Consider the following 23,236-nt stretch of genomic DNA (forward strand, 5'->3'; position numbering starts at 1 on the left):
GTCGGTATTACTTTGAACGCGAACAAATGCTGTCTCTTCAGTTTCAGATATAATTAACAAATTAGAGGCAGCCCCTATCATCGATGCAAAAACATCCAAAAGCTTAAAAGCCATGGCCGGATTTCGGAATATTGCCGTCCACGATTATCAAACATTGAATCCTGCTATTTTGCAGAAAATTGTGGTAAAGCACCTTTCTGTTTTTAGAGATTTTACAAAGCAGGTGAAAAAAGCAGCGAAGCACTCCTGGCCGGGGGTGCGGGCATTCCTGAATATGAACCACATGCACTCCGCTATGATCAGGAGCGACAATAGACCGCAGAAGCGATAATTTTGATGGCTTTTGTGAAGAGAAGAAAGTCTATATGGTGCAGAATCCTTCCTTCCATTCGCCATCAGCCACTTAACGCCTTTTCATTAATAAATATCAATCACTTCAAAACCATCTCCCACCGGCGCTTCCTGGGTACTTCCGTCCACACGGAACAAGAAGATCGCAAACTCTCCGCGCGTAATCGGGGCTGCCGTGCCAAATAACGCCGGTGATTTCCCGAGAGTCACTTTATTCGCCACCAGTGCCTGAACCGCCGCGTCATAATTGGACGACACATCGATAAATTCATGATCAGCCGTACCCTGCAGCTTGTAGGCACGGACAAGAATGAGCGCCATTTCGCCGCGCGTCAGCGTTTGATCTGACCCAAACAATGTTGGCGATTTTCCTGATACCACTCCCGCCTCAGCCAGTGCGCTTACCGCTTTTTGCGCGCGGGCCGGTACATCCTCAAAAGGAACTGCCGGAGCTGACTCTATATCAAGATTCAGCGCTTTTGCCAGCATGACGGCGGCATCGACACGTTTAATGCGCTGCCCAACACCAAATGCTCCATTCCCAAGACCCGACGCAATGTTTTGATCGACTGCATACTGAACCGCTTCCTCATACTGAGCAGAGACATCCGAAAACGAAACCGCCTGGCTTTGTCCTAAAGAGGAAACGAATAGCACACTCCCCAGCACCGCTGCCGCCATAAATTTATAAATCTTCCCTTGCTTTTTCACATGCGTCTCCCCTTTTCTTTTAATCTTCTATTCAATTAATGAAAAGAACCTTGTCTTGTATGTTATTTCTGCCTCTTCACCACTATTTTTATATAGACCTGAAACAGTAATGATATATTCATCACCCGGGAAATATTCTTCTATTGAATTCGGACGGAAAATAATTGTATATGGCAAAAAGCCATAGCTGTCGGTATCGATATTGAAATAGCCAGATGATCTGTCCGTATCACTGAATCGCCACGTTTTTTGATCCCGGCTTCTCGTCATCGTCACAGCCACTTCATCGAGACGGCTGGAATCATAAATGTCTCCGTTCAAACTGATCGACCACGGATCTTCTCCCGGAAAGAAGGAGGATGGAAACGCCGTTTCAGACGGCCATGCCACATACTCGTATGCAGGTTCATTATTGACATACATATTCGGCGCAATGACTTTCATCGCCGTATACGGATAGCCGTCAGCATTCTCGGCAATACCAAACCCGACTTCTTTCAATTTCGGTGATAGGATCCACCGTCTATGTCCAACACGATCCATATTACTTGCATCTGCATCGGACATATAGCCGCCGCGAATGGAAGAAATCACACTTCCATAGCCCGCGCCAATATTGCTTGTGCTGGCGCCAAGGTAGCCCCTTTCATAAAAAGACTGATCCAGGTCGGACGGCTTTGCCGGGTAATGTGATAATTCATTATTTGCTCCCATTAAAACAGAAGCCGCCTGCGCATCTTGAGAAAATTCATCATTCAGCACAACATCATCCGGCAAATAAGCCAGATAGCGAATAAAATTCGTCATGTTAACCGCATCGGCAAGGTATGCATTATGTAATGACCCGCTGCTGTAGGGCGCTGTAACAACTGGTTTTGTTTTATAGGGGCTGCCCGAATACGCCGGTTTTAGCGCCGCCCATTTTTCCTGAATGGATGCCGCACGCACTTCATACGCACTGTCAGCCTCGGTACGAATGGTAAACGGTGTTTTTAACCTCGTCTTGATATTCTCCATCTCTGTATTTTGGACACCATTGTCCACGAACAAATAATATGTCTGCCCCGGGATATACCCGCCCGCTGGCGGCAGCACAACGACAGATTTATCATAAATAGCGATCTCGTTGTTTAAACGGTGTCTCCCCTGACTGTCTGTCGTCACATAAATGTTTCCGGCAACCGAATCGGCAAGAAGATCCTCATTGAACTTTACCGTCCACTGCTTATCAGTTGGCTGCCCGGCAAAACGACCATACTTTTCGCTATACGTCTCCCCTTGGACGGCAGCGGGCGCAAAAAAGAAGAAAAAAAGTAATATAAACCATGAAAACCGTGTAAAAAAACAGCTTCTCCCCATTCGAACTCTCCCTTTATGTTTAATTATGCCATTATTATATCATTCTCTTTTGCATACTTGCTTCCCACCTTCGTAAATTCGGGTAAATTAGTATACTTTTGTCACCTATAAGCAAGAAAGAAACCCGCATCATTTTGATGTTTTTCATGAACGCTCTTCTTCTCTTTGCATTTAATAACAGAACCTATTAGTTCTTTTCGCTTGTTAATGCTATTGAATCCATCACTCTATTAAACTTATAATACATTCATACATAACAGGTCATTTGGGGGATAAAAATGAAGACATTACTGCTAGTCATTGGTTTACTCATTTTGAGCGGATGCAGTTCAAACGAAGACGCCATTCAAAACGAAGAAAAGAAGAAAGAAACAGCTGCGGAAACAGCAGAAATGAAAGCTGAAAGATCAGACGAAACGCTTGAAGAGTTACTGGAAGAAGTGGATTTTGGCACACAGTTGACGCAGTCTTGCGGCGGTCTTGCTGTTGAAATGACAACAGCCTATTTGCATGCAGATGATGTCCGTCCATCCATTATCGGCTTTTGCCATCATGCTGGTAATGCGAATTTAGAAGGAAACACAGCCGCTGTTGCAGCAGCGATCTATAACGAATCCGACAAAACATGGCATATCGATATAAATGAACATGAATTTCTCACCCATCCGGCCCGCTTTGCCGGAAATTTACAATTGAAAGACGGCAGCGAACGTGTCGTCATCGAACTCTATGAAGATCCAGCAGCGTTTGGCGGAACAGGTGCCATCATTCTTTCTTCAAAAGATAATGGTCTTGTGATCGAGCGTATCAACAGCTCCGTCACGCAAAATGGAAAAGTCTCGACAGATGGAAACAAGATTTTGATTGAAGATGACCATGTCATTGAAACATTTACATACGGCAAAAACAGCGTCACTCATACGGAAACGGTAAAGGAGACGGATACAAAAGCAGATCGGGTGATCACTTATAATAAACATAACAACGGTCCTCTTTTTGCAACCCCTGAAAACGGTTCCGTGCTGGACGTCAAGCCGGGTGATATCATCAGCTTCGTGCCGGATAAACCGCTCAACCTTGTCGATTTTCAAATTCGAACAGGCATGAAAGCAGATCCCGATCAGCCCGATACCTATATTGTTTCGGAAAGCGATATTGGTGATACGATTGAATTGGGAGAATACCCGTATGATGACATGATCATGTATACGATCGGAGATGCCTCTTTCTTTGCCTCAACAGCATTTTTTAACGAGCTGAAGGAAGAAAAAATGCCGGGTTCCAGCGTGCAATTATCTACACCCAATACAGAAATTGAATCCCTTCTTGAAGGAGAAACATTCATTCACGAATACAGCGATGCCGGCGCTAAACACTTAGAATATGAGAAGTTTATTTATGCGGTTCCGTTTCTTGAAGAAGAGGGTGATATTATCTACACCATTATCCGTAAACTGCCGTTCTCCACACCGCTGACAGGCGATGACTTCATCGAGTCTTGGGGTGAACCGGATGAGCGTATTATCGATCCTGAGTTTTCTCACGGTAATTTGACACTGCACTACAGCTTCCCTGCCGGCCACTATGCGGAAGTGCATTTGAGCGACACAATGAGTAACTCCGAGGCACGGGCCATCAGCCTGCATCGGAAAAAATAATAATTCAAAAAAGGACGCGGCCGTCGCGTCCTTGAAGCCAAAAAACAGCATTCTATCTTCTGCTTTCCGCTGTGATTTTAACCGTTTTCCCGCCAAAACTGGCCGTAACAAACGTTTTACCAGTTCGGTTTATTTTTACGACTCCTTTGTTTACCGTGGCTATTCTCGCGTTTGCCGTTTTCCACTCGGCTTCGGGGCTGACATCCACCTTTTGGCCGTCGGCGAGTGTTGCTGTTAAAGTGACTTTAGCGGTTTGTCCTGCCTTGACAGACACCTTTTGTACATCGGCCGACAAACTGCGAATCCCGGCGTCTACCGCAATCCGAACCGTTTTGCCTCCGTAAGCCGCTGAAACAGTGGTTTTGCCAAATTGATTGATGGTCACTACACCATTTGCTGCAGTGGCGACACTCGTATTCGCTGATTTCCAAACCGCCATGTTACTGACATCCGCTTTGCTCCCATCGGATAGAACAGCTGTCAACATGACGGATGCCGTTTCGGACGGTTTGCCGGATATTTTGCTTGTGCTTGCTGATAGGTGGCGAATGCCCGCATCGATGGGAATCTTAACTGTTTTTCCTTCAAAACTTGCCACAATATTTGTTTTACCATATCGCAGTACAGTTACCTGTCCGCCTTCAACTGTTGCTATTCTAGTATTTTCAGACTTCCACACCGCTTCTTTTGTACGATCTGTTTTTTGGCCATTTTGGTGCGCAGCAACGATACTTAGCGATTTCGTTTCTCCGGGTAAAGCTGATATACTTTGCATGTTGGCCGTTAAACCCGTAACAGGGCTCAAATCAGCAGATTGATTCGCTGATTTCGAGCTGCCGGCTGGCGCCTGCGTTAAACCGAAACCATAAAATGGATCTCTTCCCGCTGTGCCCAAATCTTTACTTGATTCCGTTAACTTGGAACGAAGCTCTGCATTTGTCATGGTTGGATTCACTTGTTTCAGAAGGGCTAATACCCCTGCCGCATATGGCGCGGCCATCGATGTTCCACTCGATCTCGCGTATCCGTTATTTAAATAAGGAGCAACAATCGATACGCCCGGTGCCGCAATTTCAACCGTACTTCCGGCAGAAGAAAAAGACGCACGATTATAAGAAGAATCAACCGCGGCAACAGCGATCGCAGATTCATAACGCGCCGGATAATCGACTGTATCTCCACTGCCGTCTGCTGTCCCGTCATTTCCCGCTGCCGCTACAACCAGGACGCCATTGGCATTGGCATTATCCACCATTGATTTGAAAATGTCAGAATGAGTTTGCGTCCCTAAGCTTAAGTTGACAATGTCCATTTTGTTTGTGATTGCCCAATCAATTCCGGCTAAAATGCTGGATAAATGGCCTGAACCATCCTTATTAAGCGCTTTGACTGCATAAATGTCGGCATCAGGCGCCACCCCTTTTGTGCCAAATTGATTATCTTCTGCACCAATAATTCCTGCTACATGTGTGCCGTGGCCATTGTCATCGCTGTAGGAAGCGGTATAATCCACGAACGATTGACCTCCCGCAATGACTAAGTCGTCGTGCGGGGCAACACCCGTATCCACAACCGCAATCTTAATTCCTTTTCCTGTTAAACCCGCATTCCATGCAGCCGGTGTATTGGTTGCCTGTATTCCCCAATCCAGCGTTTGGGCCGATGTATGAATAAGAATGTCTTTTTCCACCCGCTTGACACTTGGATCGTTTTTCAACTCTTTTATTTCATCCGCCGGAACGGTGACCGATGCGACAGGCACATTTTTAAAAGTACGATTAATTTCTCCGTCGGCGTCCGCAACAGCTTCTTTATCCACTTTATCTTCAAACACAACAATCACCTTTTGCTCATCTACAGGCTGCGCTGATACAACAAAAGGAACTGATGCAATGACTAAACTGCCGGCTAAAAAACCAGATAAAACCTTTTTCACCCTTTTTCTCCCTTCGATAACTGGCTGGCATACCCTATTCCCCGGCTTAGCCCCTATAGCTTTGCGTCTCTGCATTTCTGCAGATTTGCCTTTTCATGATGTTTTTTTCCAGAAAACAGGGCCATTTACATGATGTATATCGGCTGGTCAAAAATAAGATTAATAGCTTTTTTATAAATTAATAAAATATATTTACGTAAATTCCCAAAATATCATAACAGGAGCATCTTCTACATTAAAGCATTCGGTTAAGCAGCTGTTGTTATTAATCAGCGGCGAGGATGCCAGCGGGGTTCCTTATTCCGATGAGCGCATCAAAGAATTACGGGACATTTATGACTGGCCGGCTTTAAAGCAGATTATCAAGCGATGTCCTCAGTCGGAAAACGGCGGTATTCATATTCAGGATGTGTACAATCTGATTGATATGCATCTGCAGAGCGGCCGCGGGTTTTCAGTGGAAGGCCGGCTCATCCGTCCAGAGCGGATGGCGGCCGCGCGGAATACGGTGAATATGATAACGGTGATGATCCATGCACATGGCTATCGGCGAATGCTTCAGGACAAACGGACTGCGTATGGACAATATTATGAGTTCGCCAAAATTCTGGCGGAAATGATGAAAGAGGAAGGGTTATTTAAAGAAGGGAAAGTGCCGCTCAATAAACGTGATTTTTACTTGTTCAGCTAAGCGGTCATTTCAATGAACTGGGACCCGATTTTTCTCTGGCTCATTTTTAATGCACATAAAGAATTAAACGATCAACGCGATTCTTTTATCGGTGATTCTCCGCAGCCGATGAAGCTGTTTCACGATATGGCTCACTTTATGGCCGTCCGGTCGATTGGCGGGACCGAACCGGAAGCATGGTTTCCGATGAATGAAACTGCCGTGCAGCGCTTGAATGATCCAGATTATGAGACAGGCCGGCGTGTGCGGATCGGGAAGTTTTATTTTCCGCATGGCTGCCACGGCTTTCGTGAATGCCCGCCGCAAAATAATCATAAAGTTCCGAATCATCCAAACTATTTATAAGTATTATAATAGTCTATTTTTGTCCAAATAATGTTTCATATCACGAAATCCAAAACTTTACAAAAACATCATAATCTCTTAATAATCTCCATTTATCAGCAAAAAACGCGCTAAAATCGCCGTTTTCACCAAACGACTTCGATTTATTTTATCAGACTCTATTCACATGAACCAATTTTACCCAAATAAACTTTTTTTACTATAAAAGTATGTAAATTGGTTAATTTTCAATGCATTTACATATACAACCAATTTCCTATATGCTCGACATAACCCGGGAAAAAACCCGGCTGGCGCGCTAGTCAGATTGGACATGACCATGCAATTTGAACAAATCGCGCAGCAATACAATCCAATGATTCACCGCATCTTGAACAAGCTGCACATTTACAAGAACAAGGAAGACTACCACCAAGTAGGGTTGATCGCTCTATGGGAAGCATACACAAAATTCGACAGTTCAAAAGGGGAATTTCCGCCTTTTGCATACGCGTACATTCAAGGGCGCGTCATGAACGCCCTGACGAAAGACGCCGCCTTCAGCGACCATTCCGTCCTGACCGGCGAACCTGTCCTATTTGAAGGAATCGATTCCAGACCAACACCTGAAGAAACCACACTCACCAAAACGGCGGGTGCCCATTTAACCGGCCGGGCAAAACGATGGTATGAATTATCCATTATAAACGGCCTCACCAATCCGGACATCGCGCGGCGCGAAAACGTTTCGCCCGCCGCCGTCCGGAAATGGCAAATGAGCGCCATTCAGCAGCTTCAGGAGCAGTTTGGTGATGTAAAATGAGCAGGCATGCCCTGCATATCTGGCTTATCCACCAGTTCCCGGATGCCCAAATTGAAAAAGGAGACGACATCCGCGTGAATCACACGGATGGTTCACAGTGGGCCTTCATCTATCTCGATGAAAAAATGCCGCTCAACATGTGGTACGAACATCAGGATCAGTACACGTTTGCCGGCGTCCGCCCGATCTGGATCTTAGATGCCGACCTTTATTTGCGTTACTCAAAATCAAAAAGCGCACAAGGCGCGCGGCTTCGTAACCATATCCCGAAAGCCATTTTTTCTGAAACCGGCTTCTGTTACTACCTGGCAAAACGGACGCGCCGCTTGACCATCGACGTCTCATTCAAAACAAAAGAAATCTGGATCGAAAAAAACGGCCATCTATTCCCGCATCTGTACGACTTCCATGATCCCTTCCATCAGGACTGTGATCTCGAAGATGCCTTTTTCGTGAGCGGCGTGATTGCCTGTAAAAGAAGCGAAACCCGCATTTTAAACAAGCTGATGAAATAATAATGAGGAAGAGGATGTCTCAAACGTTCATCGAGACATCCCTTTCTGCGTTTCTATAGCCGGATTTTCTGATTTTGGGCCGTATTCCTTAGGTGAGGGCCGAATTTTCAGTGATTCCGGCCTTTAAGATTGGTTTCCGGCCTTTTTTGGAAAAATTCGGCCCGCGACTGTCTTTTTCCGGCCCTAATCCAGTTTGAAGGAACAAAAACAGAGAGCCTCCTCGACTCTCTGTCCTGACACCCAAATGTGCTATAATTGTAAAAATGTCATTTTGAGTGGGAGCTTGAAACATGAATAAGGTATTATCACCCGTTAATGATTTTATGGAATTTGCATCCGGTCTGCCTGATTCGTCATTGCGGGCTTATGAAACCGCCATAACCGATTACGTTTCGGACCGGCTGGAAAATGAAAGTTTCGAACATATTTACAAATGGCTGAAAAACACGCTGGCTCAAAATAGCCCCGAACATAAAAAAAGCCAATTCTCCGCTTTTGTATTGCTTTGCATTTATTCCAGAAGGATGAAGAACATCAGCAAATATAAAGAACTGATCGATGAAATGGGTATGTTTTTTTCAGAGGAACCTTTTTATCCACATATCGCAGCTCTTTATCATAAACAGCTCGATACATTAGAAGGGATGGAAAGCGCAATCTATTACTCCCGCCAGGCTGTTGCCAATTTGCCTCATCAAGTTGGCATCCTTCACAGCTATGTGGAATCAGTCATCAATGCCATCGAAAATCAAGTTGAAATAAGCGATGGTGTATTGGATGATGCAAAAGAAAAAATGAAAACCATTATGCTTCTGGACAGCAGCTATGCCAAATTTCACTGTACCCGCGGCCGCCTTTTAGCCATTTCCAGAGAATATTCACAAGCAAAAAATGCCATCAATAAAGCCATTGATTTGGAAAAATCCCATAAAAGCGATTATGCCCTGAGAATCAATGACTATCAGTCCCATCTTATCAGAATCCAAACGGCTGAATCTTCCGATGTTATCTTAAAGCAGCTGATCACCACCAAACAGGAACTGGAAGAATCACGAAAGCGCATTGAAGATTCTATGGATAAAATGAAAACGGAAAATATTCAGCTTCTCGGCTTCTTTGTTGCCATCATCAGTTTAACGATCGGCTCGTTAAATATGATTAATGATAAACCTTTTATGGAAAGCGCCCTTCTCATTATTATTTTAACAGGTTGTATTTTATTAACTTATACAGGTTTGGGCGTCTTGTTCCAGCCAAAAAACCAAAACCGCTCTAAAATTATCCTTATCTCTGTTTTTGCTGTTATTCTCATTGGAGCGGCGCTGCTTTTTTATATCACTAAACAGTAGGAGTGTTCGAATGAAATTGCACATCGAAAGCGTTTATATCCGAGGCCAGCACAGCATCAATGAAGATGCCTATGTGATGAATGAACAGAAAAAGCTATTTGCTGTCATGGACGGGGCAACCGGGCTGGGCGGCTTGCCCGGCAGCATGGCTGCAGAAATTGTCAAACAATCTCTGGACACGCCCGGAGACCAAACCTTGCTGCAAAAGGTCATAACCGGTAATAAACTTCTGGGCGAAGCTGTTGAAAAAAAAACATGCCGCAGTATCTCTTCCATTCCTAAATATGAGAGAAGCACATGCGGATTAGCCGCCATCCAGCTCCAAGACCGTACGATGGATTTTGTATCTGCCGGTGACTGCATGCTGTTTGTTCAATACAAAAATCATTCCATCAGAATGCTCACATTTGACCAAATCGATAAACTCGATGCGCTGTCCATTAGAAAAATGCAGCAGCTATGGGAACAGAAAGCAGCGGAAACAGAAACACATCCTAACGAATTATCAATGGAAGAAATGAAAAAGATCCTTGAAGAAATCCGAACAGGAATCGCCCCGCTTTTGCGGACAAACCGGGATAAACTGAATACGGAAGACGGCTACGGTATTATCGACGGCAGCCCCGAAGCTGCCGGATTTCTGGAAACTGGATCATTGCCCCTGCTGGATGCAAAGAAGATCCTTTTGCTTTCCGACGGACTAAAAATACACACAAAAAAAGAGCACCCTTCCCAATCAGACGAGTGGCTGAAAAGCGCCCAAATGGCATTTGAAAAGGGACTACACCACCTGGCTGATCAAATTATCAAAATAGAAGAGAGCGACCCTTCTTGCTATGAATATCCGAGATTAAAACAACATGATGATAAATCTGGAATTTTAATTTCACTTACATGATATCGACAACAGCAAAAAACAGCGAGTCATTTCAGAACTTTAGCATAGTGACGCATCACCGTGCCGGGGGTCGGACACCGATTTGACACCGATTTAGTTCCCTTGTGAAATACCATTAATATATGTATAATCATTATATACACAACATAGAATGAAAAAGAGAAGTGCTGGTAACACTTCTCTCCGCAACCTCTACCGTCAGGGTGGTGGTTGTCAAAAAGCTATTTGTTTTTTCGAGAACCACCCTTTAGCTTGCGACGGCGTAGGGTGGTTTTCTTGTATTCTAAAACGTTTTTTCTAAAGAGATACGCTGCACATTCGCGAACGACTCCCTTCAAAATTTCACGAAGAAATTCAAGAAATGTTTCCATGATCATCACCTCCTTTCCGAAACGGAAAGAAGCGTGACAACCAACCACCCTAACGAACTCAGTTGCACTTTCATTCCATCATATTTTATCCTGCTCATTTGAAAAACAGAAAAAAAGCCCCGCAGAGATTTCTCTCCACGAAGCTTTTCACTTTCAGAAAGGAATCGCCACTAGAGCAGGGACTGACACATAACTTCTAACAAAAAGCATTCTTGTGAATCAATCCAGCTACATAATTGTCAAAACCCGCAAACGTTGCAGTGCTGTAAGGGAGATTTTGACCGGCAATATGAATACAAGATGAATGTCCTCTAGGATAAAAGCGACTCCATCTATTTCAAGACGCTGTAAGCACTGCATAATCAATTGAGGGCTGGGGGTCTGACACCAATTTTACAATTCTTTACTTCTTGTAAATTGAAGCACTTTTGTTCTTCCTTTGCGGCTTGGCTTAAAACCAAGCCCTTTCGAAACGATTTCCGGCAGATAACAGCCTTCCTCATCATAAACCAAAAATCCATTACTCACTAAAAATTCCACTTCTCCACTGCTCAATTGCAGGTCTTCTACTTCAAAAGGAATCGTTTTATCATCCGGGTTCATGTCTTTCATTTTATCAAAAATGGTAGAAAGCACAGCATCTTCCATTTTCAACTCTTCTATTTTCCCTTCTGAACAGGAAGCTACCGCTTTCCTGATTGCTTTTGGAACGAGCATTCGATCTAAAAAGGCTGTTTGTCCCTGACTATGAAAAGCCGCATATTTTAGAAACCGAATAATGTCCCTGGCTTGAAGGCGGCCATGAAAATCTGCTAAAACATACAAAACCCATTCGGCTGTTTTTGCTTCTCTCGACTGCTCTTTCCCCAGCTTTCTGCCCCAAAGCGGATACAGCACCTCTTCGATCATCATCTTTCCCATATCATCAAGCTCAACAGGGGATGAATAGTTCCGCTCGTCACATTGACGGGCCATCCAGAGCACCAGTTTTAACGCTTCTGTATGCGTCCATCTTAATTCAAATGACTTATAGAGAGACCGGAATTGAGCAAAATTTTGCTTAATCGCTTTTTGAACAAAATCTGTTCGTGCGAAAACCACTAAGCCGACATTGGTCTCCGGATCTGACCGCCACTCATTCATCAGCCCTTCGCATATCCCTCTGATTGCCTTGATCGATGCTGCATGATCCTCGACAATATCCTGAAACACGTTTTCAAAACCATCCATAATAAATAAAATCCGCTTCTGTTTCTTTTGAAGAAACTGATTCAATTCTTGAAGAGATGAAGCACCCAGTAACCGAATCATTTGCTGTTCCCAAAATTGCTGCCAGGCCACTTCCGAGAAAGTTCCCCGGGCTGATTCTTCTTTTATTTCATTTGTGAACTCAATTAAGTCTTGAATTGTGAGATTTGTTTGCAAACGATCATTAATAAATGACAGCTGGGATCTTATTTTTTCCAGAGCTTTATCTTCTAAAGAAGATGAATACATAACCGGAACAATGATGGTTTCCTGATCATGGTCATGAGTTGAAAACTTCTCCCATGTGCGAGCTTGAATGAGCTGGATGTAGTTAAATGTTTTACCTGACCCTTTCGTTCCAAGGACAACAGCTTTTGGAACATCAAATTGATACTTCGCCATTAATTGTTTAAGAGCGGACGTTTTCATAAACGATTGCACGTCCGACTTTTCCGCGAACTCCATTTGGTCTCCCAAACTGTAAAGCCGGCTCAAAAAGGATTCCCTTTCTTCCATTGTAAGCGCAGCCTGATCAGATTCCCGGCTAAAGTAATCTTCCACGATAGAGATCCATTCTTTTTCCATAGAGGTTCCTGATAATTTACGATCGATTGAATCCAAATAATCTAAATGGATCAATTCTTGAGCAAATTTCATAAACCGGATATTGAAAAGTTCGTCTTTAGATTCATCAAAGTATTGGCCGAATTCCTGATACAGCCGCCACTTTTCTCTTTCCAAAATATCCTCGGGCACCATTGAAACGCCAATAATCGGAGAAAAATGAAATTGGTTCTTTTCCTTGTGCAGAACGCGTTTATTATCTTTAAAATTTAATATCTTCTTCGTCCCTTCTACTGATTGCAGCGATGTGGATGTAATGAAAATATCCCGAACAGCCGGATCAAGCAGAAAAGGAGCTGAGTATTCAGAAATACCCGCACGCAAATCAACAATAACCGCATCCACTCCAAGTTCTTCTCCTAAAGCAGACAAAAAGTCCGTCAGCACCCACTCTTTCCCTCTTCCCCGTACAACCTGTTCCGGTGTGACAGGAGGAGAAAGCAGTTGATAATCTTCCCGATAAGCGGGCAGAAAATAATGTTCCGTCAACACATCATCAATCGGTATTTTAACAGGCACCTGGCTGATTTTTTCTTTCACAAACGAAAGCACCCCCGACCGCCAATCGGTGTGTTCATGAAGAAGTGACAATGTATCATAAAAAGAAAAGTCAAACGAATACTCTTTTTGCATCAGCCACGATAATCCCGGCGCCTCCGTATCTCCGTCAATAATTAACAGCTTCTTGTAACTCCCTTTCTTCTTGACCGCCCGCACAAACGCTAAAAGAGAAAGCGTGCGTCCAACGCCTCCTTTATAAGAATGAAAAGCAATGACAGGCTTTCCGGATAAGGGCTCCCGTTTAATGGCTGCTTTTTTCAATTGCTTGAAGACCGGAATGTACCGGGGAGCGGCACTGTCGCTTTCGGCTTCTTCAAAATAAACCGGCAAATGTTTCCCGCCATAATGCAGAAGAATCCGCTGATCCCGGAATCCTCCGCCGAACAATTCTTTTAAATGGGGAAGAGAAAGGCTCTCCGCCTCATCCAGGTGATCAGCGTCAACGCGAATGAAAACCTCATCCTGATAAACCGTGACCGATTTCCATATATCACTCCACTTTTCCTTATAACCTTGTTGAAATACAGCCTCCACGTCCTGCCAGCTATAACAAACCGTCATACCAATTCCTCCTCTATCTGCGAAGCAATCTCTATCAATATTTCTTCCGCATCTTTTTGCGAACGGCTGTCAGAATCTATACCATACCGCCAGACTTCATTGTATTTTGAAACAGGAGCAGCTTGATTTCCATGACACGGAAAATTGGGGAAAGACTTTATGTTGAACTGTGGCGCTGAAGGGATTTTTCGAAAGAACAGCAGCAGCTCTTTCAAATCATGGCCATTTAACTTGCGGCCATTTTCACTTTCGAAATAATCAAACAACTCGGCCGTTGTATCTTTTTTAATATTTCTAATAAGGAGCGCTTTTAAACCACATTCGATCCCGTAAAATAATAAAAGCCGATGACTCTGGCTTTTTGTGCCGCCGGCTTGCCGATACACAGTGAGATGTCTGCGAAACGATTTTTCCAATTCTTTTCTTTTTACCGTTAGCACCTCATCCACTTCACCTTCACATTATATGTATTTTATTTATTATAGCACGCTAGAAAATCGGTGTCAGACCCCCAATACACGGCTTCCACCGGGTTTAAGTGAATGCAGCGGCTCACTTCCAGAAAATACGCAGCGGAATCCAGCAGCTCAGCGCCATATCTTCCTTGAAACAAATGGCCGGAATAGCCATAGCGACGGTTAAAATATTTGGCATAGCGAAAGTTGAGAAATTTCATCGTGTCCCCGGGTGGATGGTGAATCGTTTCGAGCTGAAGATGGATGTGGTTCGTCATGAGGCAATAGGAGTGCAGGATGCAGGGAAAGTGAAGGCGTGCTTCTTCAAACAAGGACAAATACATAAGCCGATCCGCTGCATCATAAAACAGCGCTGCCCGCCGGTTACCGCGGCTCGTAATATGATACATCGCCCCTGGATACCCAATACGCGGCTTGCGAGACACAAAAACACCTCTTTCGGGGATTGTTCAAAAACGAGGATGAAAAGAAGCATAAGAAGTTACTTCCACTCTATCACACCATCCACAAAATAAGAAAAAAACAGAGAGCCCTTTATGACTCCCTGTCCTTTAGTTCACTTTAGCCGAGTGGGGGACTGACACCCAAATTTCAAATTTAACAAACAGCAAAAAAGGAAGCAGCATCGACATGCTGACTCCCTTATGATTATTTCTCCAGCTGAATATTCGCCACATTTTTGCCGTTCCGAACCGCCTGCACATTCACCGGCAATTCCGGGTATTCCTGCTTAATCTCTTCCGCATATTTCTCAGCAAGTGCCTTTGCATCCGCATCTTTTACCTCTTTATCAAGCAGAAGTGTGCCGATGGCTGAGCCGTCCTGTTCATACACTTGGCCGTCCATCACGCCGTCTTCATCCTTTACCGCTTTCGTCAAGTCTTCATTCTGTTCCACATCCGGTGCCGTTTCCTGCTGGGTTTCCTCCGGTGTTTCCTCATCCGATGCACAGCCGGCCACGAACAAGAAAGAAGTCAGTGCGCCGGTTAACAGTTTTGCTTTCATGTTTTAATAGTCGCCTCCTGTAAATTATTTCTTATCAAATTATACCATCTCCGAGCCACAAACACATTCCAAAAGGCCATCCTAAACAAAAAGGAACAGAGAGTCATTTTCATGACTCTCTGTTCTTTCAGAACTTTAACTTAGTGACTCATCACCAGGCTGGGGGTCTGACACCTAATTTGGTTTTATTAATCAGCAGAAGTAATTTGAACCGCTGCGGATGGAGCAGAAGTTGTTCCAGAGATTGCTTTAAGTTCAACTTTCAATAATGCACCTGGTTTTGTTGCACCTACTGTCCAAGGAGTTCCTCCAGTCAATGTTACAAGCTGCCATTCACTCCATGTATTAGCAGATGTTTCAGCTCTCCACAAGTATGTTCCAGCAGCCAAATTACCATCACCTTGTGTAAGGACATCAGTAGATTGAGTATAAGTTCCTGTACCCACTGTGATAGCAGTACTTGCTGCAAGATCAATTGTTTGAACTGCACCAGCTAAAGTAGTAGAAGTAGCTTTAACACGTACTTTAAAGTCTTTAGTAGCGTCAAGAGAAGCTAAAACAGGAGCTCCCAAAGTTGCATCAGCTGAGCTAAAAGTAGTCCATGTAGCGCCACCGTCAACACTGTACTCTTGAGTAGTCAATGTTCCGGTTGTACCGCCAGTAGCTACATTTAAAGTAGTTGTTGGTGCTACTGGACCTGCAAGTACATCAATTGTCTGTACTGCACCAGCTGGAGCACTAGCTGTAGCTTTAACGCGTACTTTAAAGTCTTTAGTAGCATCAAGAGAAGCTAAAACAGAAGCTCCCAAAGTTTCATTAGCTGAGCCAAAAGTAGTCCATGTAGTGCCACCGTCAACACTGTACTCTTGAGTCGTCAATGTTCCAGCTGTAACACCAGTAGCCACATTTAAAGTAGCTGCAGTTACTGCTGGAACCGTAACTGCGATAGATTTATATTCTGTTGTGCTTGCAGCAAGAACATTGTCTGCTGTATCAGAAATGCTACCAACAAGTTTCACAACAAATGTATCTGTCATATTTGCAGCTCCAGCTTGCTTAACTTCAAGAGCCACAGTATTCCCACCAGAAATAGTAAGGTCTTTAACTTCATATCCTGATACTTGGAAATCATCGATTGAAACAGTTGATACTTTAAGAGCTTCAGTAAATGCCACTTCAATTGTATCAACGATTCCATCTTGACCAACGTTGCCATTTGCAAGTTTATTATCTTTGACAACTACATTGTCAACTGCCGGTGATCCAGTCTTATCAACCGCTGGAGCAACACCGTCTTTAGCTGCTGCCACAAGAGATGTGCTAACATCCAAGCCGCCATCATACAATGTTTTTGAAGCTGTGATTGCTTTAGTAGCAATTGCTGGAGTTGCAGCAGTAGCCCATTTATCAACTTCAGCAACTTTCAATGTCACCAATGCACCGTAGCTTCCATCAGATAATGTTTTGTTTTCAAATGTAGCAAATTCAACATTTTTTGCATTCACTGTGAAGTCGGCAGCTACAATTGATTTCAATGGTGTGTCTACTTCAAATTGTACTGTGCGTGTATCTGTTGTTTTTGCTGATCCAGTAATAACATCAGCAGCACCGAGATTTCCTGCCGGAGCAAAACCAACTAATGTAAATGTATTTGAATTATTGCCCGCTACATCCTTCACTTGTCCAACTACTAGACCGCTAATAGATGAACTAATATCAGTTCCAGCAGAGTCTTTCACTGTTGTAGGAAGTTTGATCGTTACGCTTGTATTATTACCACCTAAAGAAACTGTTGCATCAGTTGGTAATGCTAATTCTTTAGTATCAGAAGCATAGCGCAATGTATATTTCGACTTATCTAGTGCAGTAGTACCGTCAACTGGCTCATTAAAGAATACTGTGACAGTTCTGTCAGTTGTATTGTAGATACCAGTTGTTGACACTGTTGGACCAGTCACATCAGTCGCTGTAAATGTATTTGTGTACTTAAGCATTTCGTTTGGAACAACAGCTTTGTCTTTAAGACCTGTTACTTCCAACTTGTATTGTGCGCCTTCTTTAAGTGCTGAAGTAAAGTTAATTGTTAGCTTTTTATCTTTATCTGTGTAGCCACTTATTGTAAAGTCAACAGCTTTTCCATCTTTGTCAGTTACTTTGAAGTTACCACGCACATCTGCACCTGTTACTTCTTCACTTAAAGTAATTTCAGCTTTCTTAGTATCAATATATTTGAATCCTGTAACAGCTGGTTTTACAGTATCTACTGCTACTGGAGCTGTTACTTGAAGTACAGCTGAATTTTTATTACTAAAGTTATCTTTCGCTGCTTCTTTTGACACTAAGAACGTAGCTGTTCCAGCTGGGATTGGATTAGAGAATGCTACTGTGAATTGTGTGCCATTACTTCCAGCAACAGGCGTTACAGTGCTTGCTTTATACGCTGCTGTTTCAGCTGTATGATAAACGTTTGTTCCTAAAGTAGCTGCATCGATTTGCTCGCTAAATGTAAGTACAACCTCAGTTTGTGTTTTTGCTTCTGCCGATACTAGCGTTGGTGCAGTTGTATCAGCTGCAACAGTGAATTTCACATCTGATTTAGCGAGTTTTAGACCTGCGTAGTCACGAACTGTGTCACCAGTATTTGTATTAACAGTGATCGTGTGCTCACCATTTTCCAATGTACCAGTAGTAAGGATTACAGAGTTTGTTGCATCATCATAACTTTTGACAGTTGCAGAGTATTTACCGCCATCGATCAAGAATCCTGTACCTTGAACAGGCTCACTGAAGAATACTTGAACTTCGTTAGGAGCAATTTGTTTCGCACTAACGACAGTAGGAATTGTCAAGTCAAGGAATGTGACATCTACTTTGTAGTCAGACACTTTTACGCCATCAGCATTTTTGACATCTTTAACAGCAACTTCTTTTACATCTTGGTTAGTATTTGCGGATGCCAATGTAACTGTTACAGATTTACCATCTTCATTTAATTTAACGACATCTCCACCAGCCAATGCAGTTTTATTGAATTGGTAGTTAGCCTTATCTTCTGCTGAAGTTTTGTCCACAGTTTGATTAAACGTTACTGTGAATTGTTTAAGGTTAAGCGCTGTTACACTTGTAACTTCAGGAGTAGGAGCTACATAACCAGGTACTGTTACGTTTTCAACCGTTTCACCTTTGTAAGAAACAAGTGAATATGTTTGGCCTGGAGTTTGTGTAGATGTTGTCAATACAACAGTTGTTTTTGTGCCAGCTGCCGCTGCTGCTGTTTTGATTTCCGCTTTAAGTACTTGTAATCCGTTATTGAATTTGAAGTCAGCCGCAGATACTGCTGTTACTTCTCCATCAAGAACAACCTCCATTGTAGTCTCGTTCACAGCTTTAATGCTCTCAACTGTTGCAACAGGCGTTGCTGGAACTTCAGTACCTGGCAGAAGATCTTTACCACGGTACATGAACAATGCAAATTGGCCGCGTGTTACGTCTTGAGTCGCGCCGAACAAGTCACCTGTAATACCAAGCGTGATGTTGTTGTTCAAAAGAGCGTCAACGTATGGATCAAATGTGCTGTTCACATCTGTAAATTCGTTTTTCGTGTCGCCTGCTTCAAGACCGTAAGCAAGAGTGACAACTTTCGCCATTTCTACACGTGTAATGTTAGCATTCGGCTCGAATTTTGTTGCAGATTTACCGTTGATGATCCCTTTAGCGTAAAGAGCGTTAACCGCATTTTTTACGCGGCTGTTCAGGTCCGTGAAAGAAGACTCTGGAGCATCAGATACGTCAAGTTTAAGAGCGTTTGCGATCATAACCGCCGCGTCACCGCGTGTGATTGTGTTATTCGTTCCGAATGTCGTTTCAGATGTACCTTTCGCGATGTTGTTTTCCACAAGATAGTTAACAGCATCTTTGTATGTGCTGCTTACATCTGAGAAATCCGATGCTGCGAATGCAGGTGTTACTGCAGATGCAACAAGGGTAGCCGTTGCTGCTGTCGCAACAAATTTACGATAAGACTTTGGTTGGTAAGCCATGTAATAGTTCCTCCCGTTTTGTAAAGGTTTTTTATTTATGAAATCGGCCAGCTGAGCCAGCCGTTCCTTACAACATGATGCGCGAGTCCCTGGCTGTATTTCTCAATGAATGAAACGTTATGTAAGACATGGAGAATTTATCAGGATTGCAACTCAAGTAATATTCTATCAAACATGGGCTTTTTTTCAACCGTTATTTATATATTTCCATAAATTATCGAAAACGTAATGTTTGTCATGTTTATGAAAAGATATTGAAACTTAGTTGAGATTTAACGTGGTAATGAAAGCCTTTTGTTTAATAGCCAATTCATTATATACCATATACTAGACAAAATTAAAGGTTTTTCCTCATCTATTTTGTCATAATTGTCATGAACGGCGGAAATATAGAGGCTGGTCCCGTTCTTACAAGATGAATTTTTTGTATCATTCGTAACAAAAAATCCGGCTTTAGGCATATATACCATGAATCTATTAATATATCGGCATAATCTTTGTAATGTTTAGCATTTCTGTGAATATTACATCATTTTTTTTGCGGCCGCTGATGAGCCCTCACTCTAACCAATGTATGCGCCCGTTGCCGATGTATTCATGAATGATTTTTTCTTCAAGGCATTAAAAAAATCGCGCTCCGAATTATCGGGACGCGATTTTTGTGTACACTTCTTTTGTTGCGCAGTGGAGCTGGTCTAATGAAAAATGGGCGGATGCGTGATCGTACAGTTTTTCGCCCATGGCTTTGACGTCTGCCTGCATGGCTTCCTTAATAGCGGCAGCGAGCGCATCCGGATCGCCGGACGGGATGATCCAGCCGGTTTCGCCCGGTGTGATGAGCTCCCCCACTCCGCCGACATCGGTTGAGATGAGCGGAATGCGTTCGTTCGCCGCTTCTAAAAGCGCGAGCGGGAAGCTTTCGCTGTAGGAAGCGAGCAGCGCGGCGTCGGATGCGGCGTATATACCGGCAACGTCCTTCCGAAAGCCTAAAAAGTGGACGCAGTCACTCAAGTCTTTTGCTTTTTCCCGCAGTTCGTCTTCCATCGGCCCGTCTCCGACCAGCAGCAGACTCGGCTTGACTTCAAGCTGGCGCATCGCTTCAAAAACGATGTCGTGCCCTTTGATCGGGTGAAGACGGGCGACCATGGCAATGACGAATGCCTTTTCGGGCACGGGGAGCGGTACGGCTTCCGCCGGTTCTTCCGTAAAATGAATGCCGTTATACACCGTCTGCACCTTCTCCGGCCGAATGCCGAGCGAGACTAAATTTTGCTTAAAGCGGTCGGATACCGCGAAATAATGATCCATTTGCCGGATCGCGTACAGGCTCAATTTGGTGAAAATCGTTCCTTTCACGCCGCCTTTTACAAAATCAAGCGCCGGATCGCTATGAACGGTGGTCACCCAGCGGATGCCGGTTTTTTTCTTTAAATAGATACCGAACAGATTCGCGCGGGGGCCGTGCGTATGCAAAATGTCAAACTGCTCCGTTTTAATGAATTGAGCGAGTCTTTTCAAGACGGACAGATCGTAGCGCGATTTTTGCGCGAACAGCTCGGTACGGATGCCGGCTTCGCGCGCTTCGGCTGAAAGTGCGCCTTCCTGGAAAACCGCCAGCGTCACTTCCGGCGGTTCAAATTGTTCAAGCAGGGTGATGACGTGCTTGCGCGAGCCGCCTGTTTCGCCGCCGCTGATTACGTGAAGCACCTTCATTTTTGGTCCCTCCGCGATGTCAGAATGGCGATGAGAAACTTCGGCAAAGCCATCTGGCGTTTGATGCGCTTCGGTTCTTTCATAAGGCGGTACAGCCATTCAAGTCCCGCTTTCCGGTACATTTCCGGTGCGCGCTGAACGTTGCCGGAATACACGTCAAAGCTGCCGCCGACGCCCTGGAACACTTTCACGTCAGGCAGCTTCGGCATGTTTTCGCGAATCCACAGCTCCTGGCGCGGGCTGCCGAGTGCGGCAAACACGATTTTCGCGCCGGACTGGCGGATTTTATCGAGCAGCGCGTCCTGATCTTTTACGTAGCCATTTTCATATCCGGCTACGTTTAAACCTGGGATCGCGGCTTCCAGTTTTTCTTTTGCTTTTTTGACCGTTTCTTCTTTGGCACCGTAGAAAAAAACACCGATGTTTTCGGCTGCCGCCATTTCCAAGATGCGCCCCATCATATCCACGCCAGTAACGCGTTCCGTCAATTCGCCTTTTTTCAGCTTGGAGGCGATAATCATGCCGACACCGTCCGCGATCTGGTACGTGGAGCTGTTAATTAACTCTTTGACGAGCGGATCACGCTGGGCGGTCATCACCTTTTCCGGGTTGACGGCGATAACCGTGGACTGTTCGCCGGCCTGAATGCGTGTTTTCATGTCTTGAATAATTTGATCATACGTGAGCGGCGATACCGACACACCTAAATATTGTTCTTTTTTCACCGTTACTCTCACCTTTTATTCTATATTAAGATAATCTGCGGAGGTCGCCGATTTTGTGTACCGTCAGGCCGCTTCCGCTTTGCAGTCCTGTGCAGTTTTTCGTATCAAATATAACCGGACGGTCCATTTTTGCCGCTAATGTTTCCTGATCCAGTTCTTTAAATTCATTATGGTCCGCAAGCACGACGATTAAATGCGCGCCTGTGACCGCTTCTTCAAAGGAAGCGAGCGGGAATGATACCTGCTCGTCCCGGACGTGCGGGTCGTGAACACGCACATCAAAACGCGGGTTTTCAATCATTTTTTCGACGATTTCAATGGCCGGGCTTTCCCGGACGTCATCGATGTTACCTTTATACGTTAAGCCGAACAATGCGACAGCTGGTCTTTCAATGTCGCTTGTCATACGGACGATTTGATCAACGACGTAATCCGGCATCGAGTTGTTAATATCACGGGACATTTTAATGATCTGCGCCTCTGCCGGTGCTTTTTCCACGATAAAGTATGGATCAACAGCAAGGCAGTGTCCGCCGACGCCCGGACCCGGCTGATGCAGGTTTACGCGCGGATGGCGGTTCGCGAGTTCGATGACTTTATGGGCATCTACGCCGAGCACACCGCAAATTTTCGCCAGTTCGTTGGCAAGCGCGATGTTCACGTCGCGGAATGTATTTTCCATCAGCTTGGACATTTCCGCCGTCACGGCTTCTGTCACTAAAATATCGCCGGTGACAACGCGGCGGTAGACGTCCGCTGCTTTTTCAGCGGCTTCCGGCGTCAATCCGCCGACGATCCGCGCATTTTCGACAAGCTCAATCAAAATGCGGCCCGGCAAAACACGTTCCGGGCAGTGGGCCAGATAAATATCTTTTTCTGGATCAAAGCCTGCTTCTTTGAAAATCGGCGCGACGACATCGTCAATGGTTCGCGGCGGGATCGTCGATTCGACAATGACGACATCCCCTTTTTTCACGTGCGGGACAATTTTTTCAACCGCACTGACGACATAATCCACGTTGGCAGTATGATCTGCATGAACGGGCGTCGGCACCGCGATGATAAACGCATCCGCTGCTTCCGGCTCCAGCGAAGCGCGCAGTTTGCCGGATTCAACCGCTTCTTTCACGACTTCCGGCAGTCCGTTTTCTTCTATTATAATTTCACCTTTGTTTAACAGCTCAATGACTTTTTCATTTACATCCACTCCGACGACATCATAGCCGGCGCGGGCAAAGACGGCCGCAGTTGGCAGGCCGATATATCCTAATCCAATAATACAAATTTTTTGCATCTC

General features: G+C 44.5%; 19 protein-coding genes, 1 pseudogene and 1 riboswitch. Of the genes and pseudogenes, 8 read left to right on the plus strand and 12 right to left on the minus strand.

The window, feature by feature from the left end:
* Positions 1 to 40: 40 nt before the first annotated feature.
* A pseudogene (gene hepT, locus BTO30_RS17900) lies at positions 41 to 331 on the plus strand (type VII toxin-antitoxin system HepT family RNase toxin); the annotation flags it as partial.
* A gap of 86 nt (positions 332 to 417) precedes the next feature.
* Here the strand turns inward: hepT and BTO30_RS01510 are convergent.
* Both BTO30_RS01510 and BTO30_RS01515 read right to left on the minus strand, forming a co-directional pair.
* The gene (locus BTO30_RS01510; RefSeq protein WP_075396935.1) at positions 418 to 1,062 is read right to left on the minus strand and encodes an S-layer homology domain-containing protein; all 645 of its coding nucleotides are present in this window, start codon (positions 1,060 to 1,062) and stop codon (positions 418 to 420) included.
* A gap of 27 nt (positions 1,063 to 1,089) precedes the next feature.
* Complete coding sequence (locus tag BTO30_RS01515; RefSeq protein WP_075396936.1) at positions 1,090 to 2,421, minus strand: CAP domain-containing protein; 1,332 nt, start codon at positions 2,419 to 2,421, stop codon at positions 1,090 to 1,092.
* A 278-nt stretch (positions 2,422 to 2,699) separates the two neighbouring features.
* On the opposite strand from BTO30_RS01515, the gene BTO30_RS01520 reads away from it, so the two are divergent.
* Positions 2,700 to 4,079, plus strand: coding sequence for a hypothetical protein (locus BTO30_RS01520; protein ID WP_075396937.1), 1,380 nt, complete (start codon positions 2,700 to 2,702; stop codon positions 4,077 to 4,079).
* Positions 4,080 to 4,131: 52 nt separating this feature from the next.
* Here the strand turns inward: BTO30_RS01520 and BTO30_RS16800 are convergent, their stop codons facing one another.
* The gene (locus BTO30_RS16800) at positions 4,132 to 6,015 is read right to left on the minus strand and encodes a S8 family peptidase (protein WP_083632252.1); all 1,884 of its coding nucleotides are present in this window, start codon (positions 6,013 to 6,015) and stop codon (positions 4,132 to 4,134) included.
* Between the two features lie 12 nt (positions 6,016 to 6,027).
* Positions 6,028 to 6,115, minus strand: a riboswitch (cyclic di-GMP riboswitch).
* A gap of 159 nt (positions 6,116 to 6,274) precedes the next feature.
* Here BTO30_RS16800 and BTO30_RS01530 point away from each other — a divergent pair.
* The 6 genes from BTO30_RS01530 to BTO30_RS01555 all read left to right on the plus strand — a co-directional run bounded on the left by BTO30_RS01530 (position 6,275) and on the right by BTO30_RS01555 (position 10,615).
* Positions 6,275 to 6,706: a hypothetical protein gene (locus BTO30_RS01530; RefSeq protein WP_075396938.1), complete on the plus strand. Its 432-nt coding sequence runs from the start codon at positions 6,275 to 6,277 to the stop codon at positions 6,704 to 6,706.
* Positions 6,707 to 6,718: 12 nt separating this feature from the next.
* Complete coding sequence (locus BTO30_RS01535) at positions 6,719 to 7,051, plus strand: hypothetical protein (protein WP_075396939.1); 333 nt, start codon at positions 6,719 to 6,721, stop codon at positions 7,049 to 7,051.
* A gap of 313 nt (positions 7,052 to 7,364) precedes the next feature.
* Entirely contained in the window at positions 7,365 to 7,853 is a 489-nt protein-coding gene (locus BTO30_RS01540; RefSeq protein ID WP_245796293.1) for a sigma-70 family RNA polymerase sigma factor, read from the plus strand.
* Complete coding sequence (locus BTO30_RS01545) at positions 7,850 to 8,368, plus strand: hypothetical protein (protein ID WP_075396941.1); 519 nt, start codon at positions 7,850 to 7,852, stop codon at positions 8,366 to 8,368. Before BTO30_RS01540 ends, BTO30_RS01545 begins: the two co-directional genes overlap by 4 nt.
* 290 nt (positions 8,369 to 8,658) lie before the next feature.
* A complete protein-coding gene (locus BTO30_RS01550) occupies positions 8,659 to 9,717 on the plus strand; it encodes a hypothetical protein (RefSeq protein WP_075396942.1) in 1,059 nt (352 codons plus the stop codon).
* A gap of 10 nt (positions 9,718 to 9,727) precedes the next feature.
* Positions 9,728 to 10,615, plus strand: coding sequence for a hypothetical protein (locus BTO30_RS01555; protein WP_075396943.1), 888 nt, complete (start codon positions 9,728 to 9,730; stop codon positions 10,613 to 10,615).
* Positions 10,616 to 10,836: 221 nt separating this feature from the next.
* Here the strand turns inward: BTO30_RS01555 and BTO30_RS17325 are convergent, their stop codons facing one another.
* The 9 genes from BTO30_RS17325 to BTO30_RS01595 all read right to left on the minus strand — a co-directional run bounded on the left by BTO30_RS17325 (position 10,837) and on the right by BTO30_RS01595 (position 23,233).
* On the minus strand, positions 10,837 to 10,986 hold the full coding sequence (locus BTO30_RS17325; RefSeq protein WP_169829340.1) for a hypothetical protein: 150 nt from the start codon (positions 10,984 to 10,986) through the stop codon (positions 10,837 to 10,839).
* 393 nt (positions 10,987 to 11,379) lie between these two features.
* The gene (locus tag BTO30_RS01560; RefSeq protein ID WP_075396944.1) at positions 11,380 to 13,980 is read right to left on the minus strand and encodes a MinD/ParA family ATP-binding protein; all 2,601 of its coding nucleotides are present in this window, start codon (positions 13,978 to 13,980) and stop codon (positions 11,380 to 11,382) included.
* Positions 13,977 to 14,429 (minus strand): hypothetical protein, encoded by a 453-nt coding sequence (locus tag BTO30_RS01565; protein WP_143331888.1) that lies wholly within the window; start codon positions 14,427 to 14,429, stop codon positions 13,977 to 13,979. The genes BTO30_RS01560 and BTO30_RS01565 overlap by 4 nt, the downstream gene beginning before the upstream one ends.
* A 23-nt stretch (positions 14,430 to 14,452) precedes the next feature.
* Positions 14,453 to 14,881 carry a transposase gene (locus BTO30_RS01570; RefSeq protein ID WP_075396946.1) on the minus strand — a complete coding sequence of 143 codons (429 nt, stop codon included), beginning with the start codon at positions 14,879 to 14,881 and terminating at the stop codon, positions 14,453 to 14,455.
* Between the two features lie 223 nt (positions 14,882 to 15,104).
* Positions 15,105 to 15,461, minus strand: coding sequence for a hypothetical protein (locus tag BTO30_RS01575; RefSeq protein WP_075396947.1), 357 nt, complete (start codon positions 15,459 to 15,461; stop codon positions 15,105 to 15,107).
* Between the two features lie 188 nt (positions 15,462 to 15,649).
* Positions 15,650 to 19,501, minus strand: a complete 3,852-nt coding sequence (locus tag BTO30_RS01580; RefSeq protein WP_075396948.1) for an S-layer homology domain-containing protein — start codon at positions 19,499 to 19,501, stop codon at positions 15,650 to 15,652.
* Positions 19,502 to 20,143: 642 nt separating this feature from the next.
* Positions 20,144 to 21,214 (minus strand): glycosyltransferase family 4 protein, encoded by a 1,071-nt coding sequence (locus BTO30_RS01585; protein WP_075396949.1) that lies wholly within the window; start codon positions 21,212 to 21,214, stop codon positions 20,144 to 20,146.
* On the minus strand, positions 21,211 to 21,939 hold the full coding sequence (locus tag BTO30_RS01590; RefSeq protein WP_075396950.1) for a WecB/TagA/CpsF family glycosyltransferase: 729 nt from the start codon (positions 21,937 to 21,939) through the stop codon (positions 21,211 to 21,213). The genes BTO30_RS01585 and BTO30_RS01590 overlap by 4 nt, the downstream gene beginning before the upstream one ends.
* A gap of 25 nt (positions 21,940 to 21,964) precedes the next feature.
* Positions 21,965 to 23,233: a nucleotide sugar dehydrogenase gene (locus BTO30_RS01595; RefSeq protein ID WP_075396951.1), complete on the minus strand. Its 1,269-nt coding sequence runs from the start codon at positions 23,231 to 23,233 to the stop codon at positions 21,965 to 21,967.
* Between the last annotated feature and the right edge of the window lie 3 nt (positions 23,234 to 23,236).

The sequence above is a fragment of the Domibacillus antri genome (assembly GCF_001936625.1).
Lineage (GTDB): Bacteria > Bacillota > Bacilli > Bacillales > Domibacillaceae > Domibacillus > Domibacillus antri.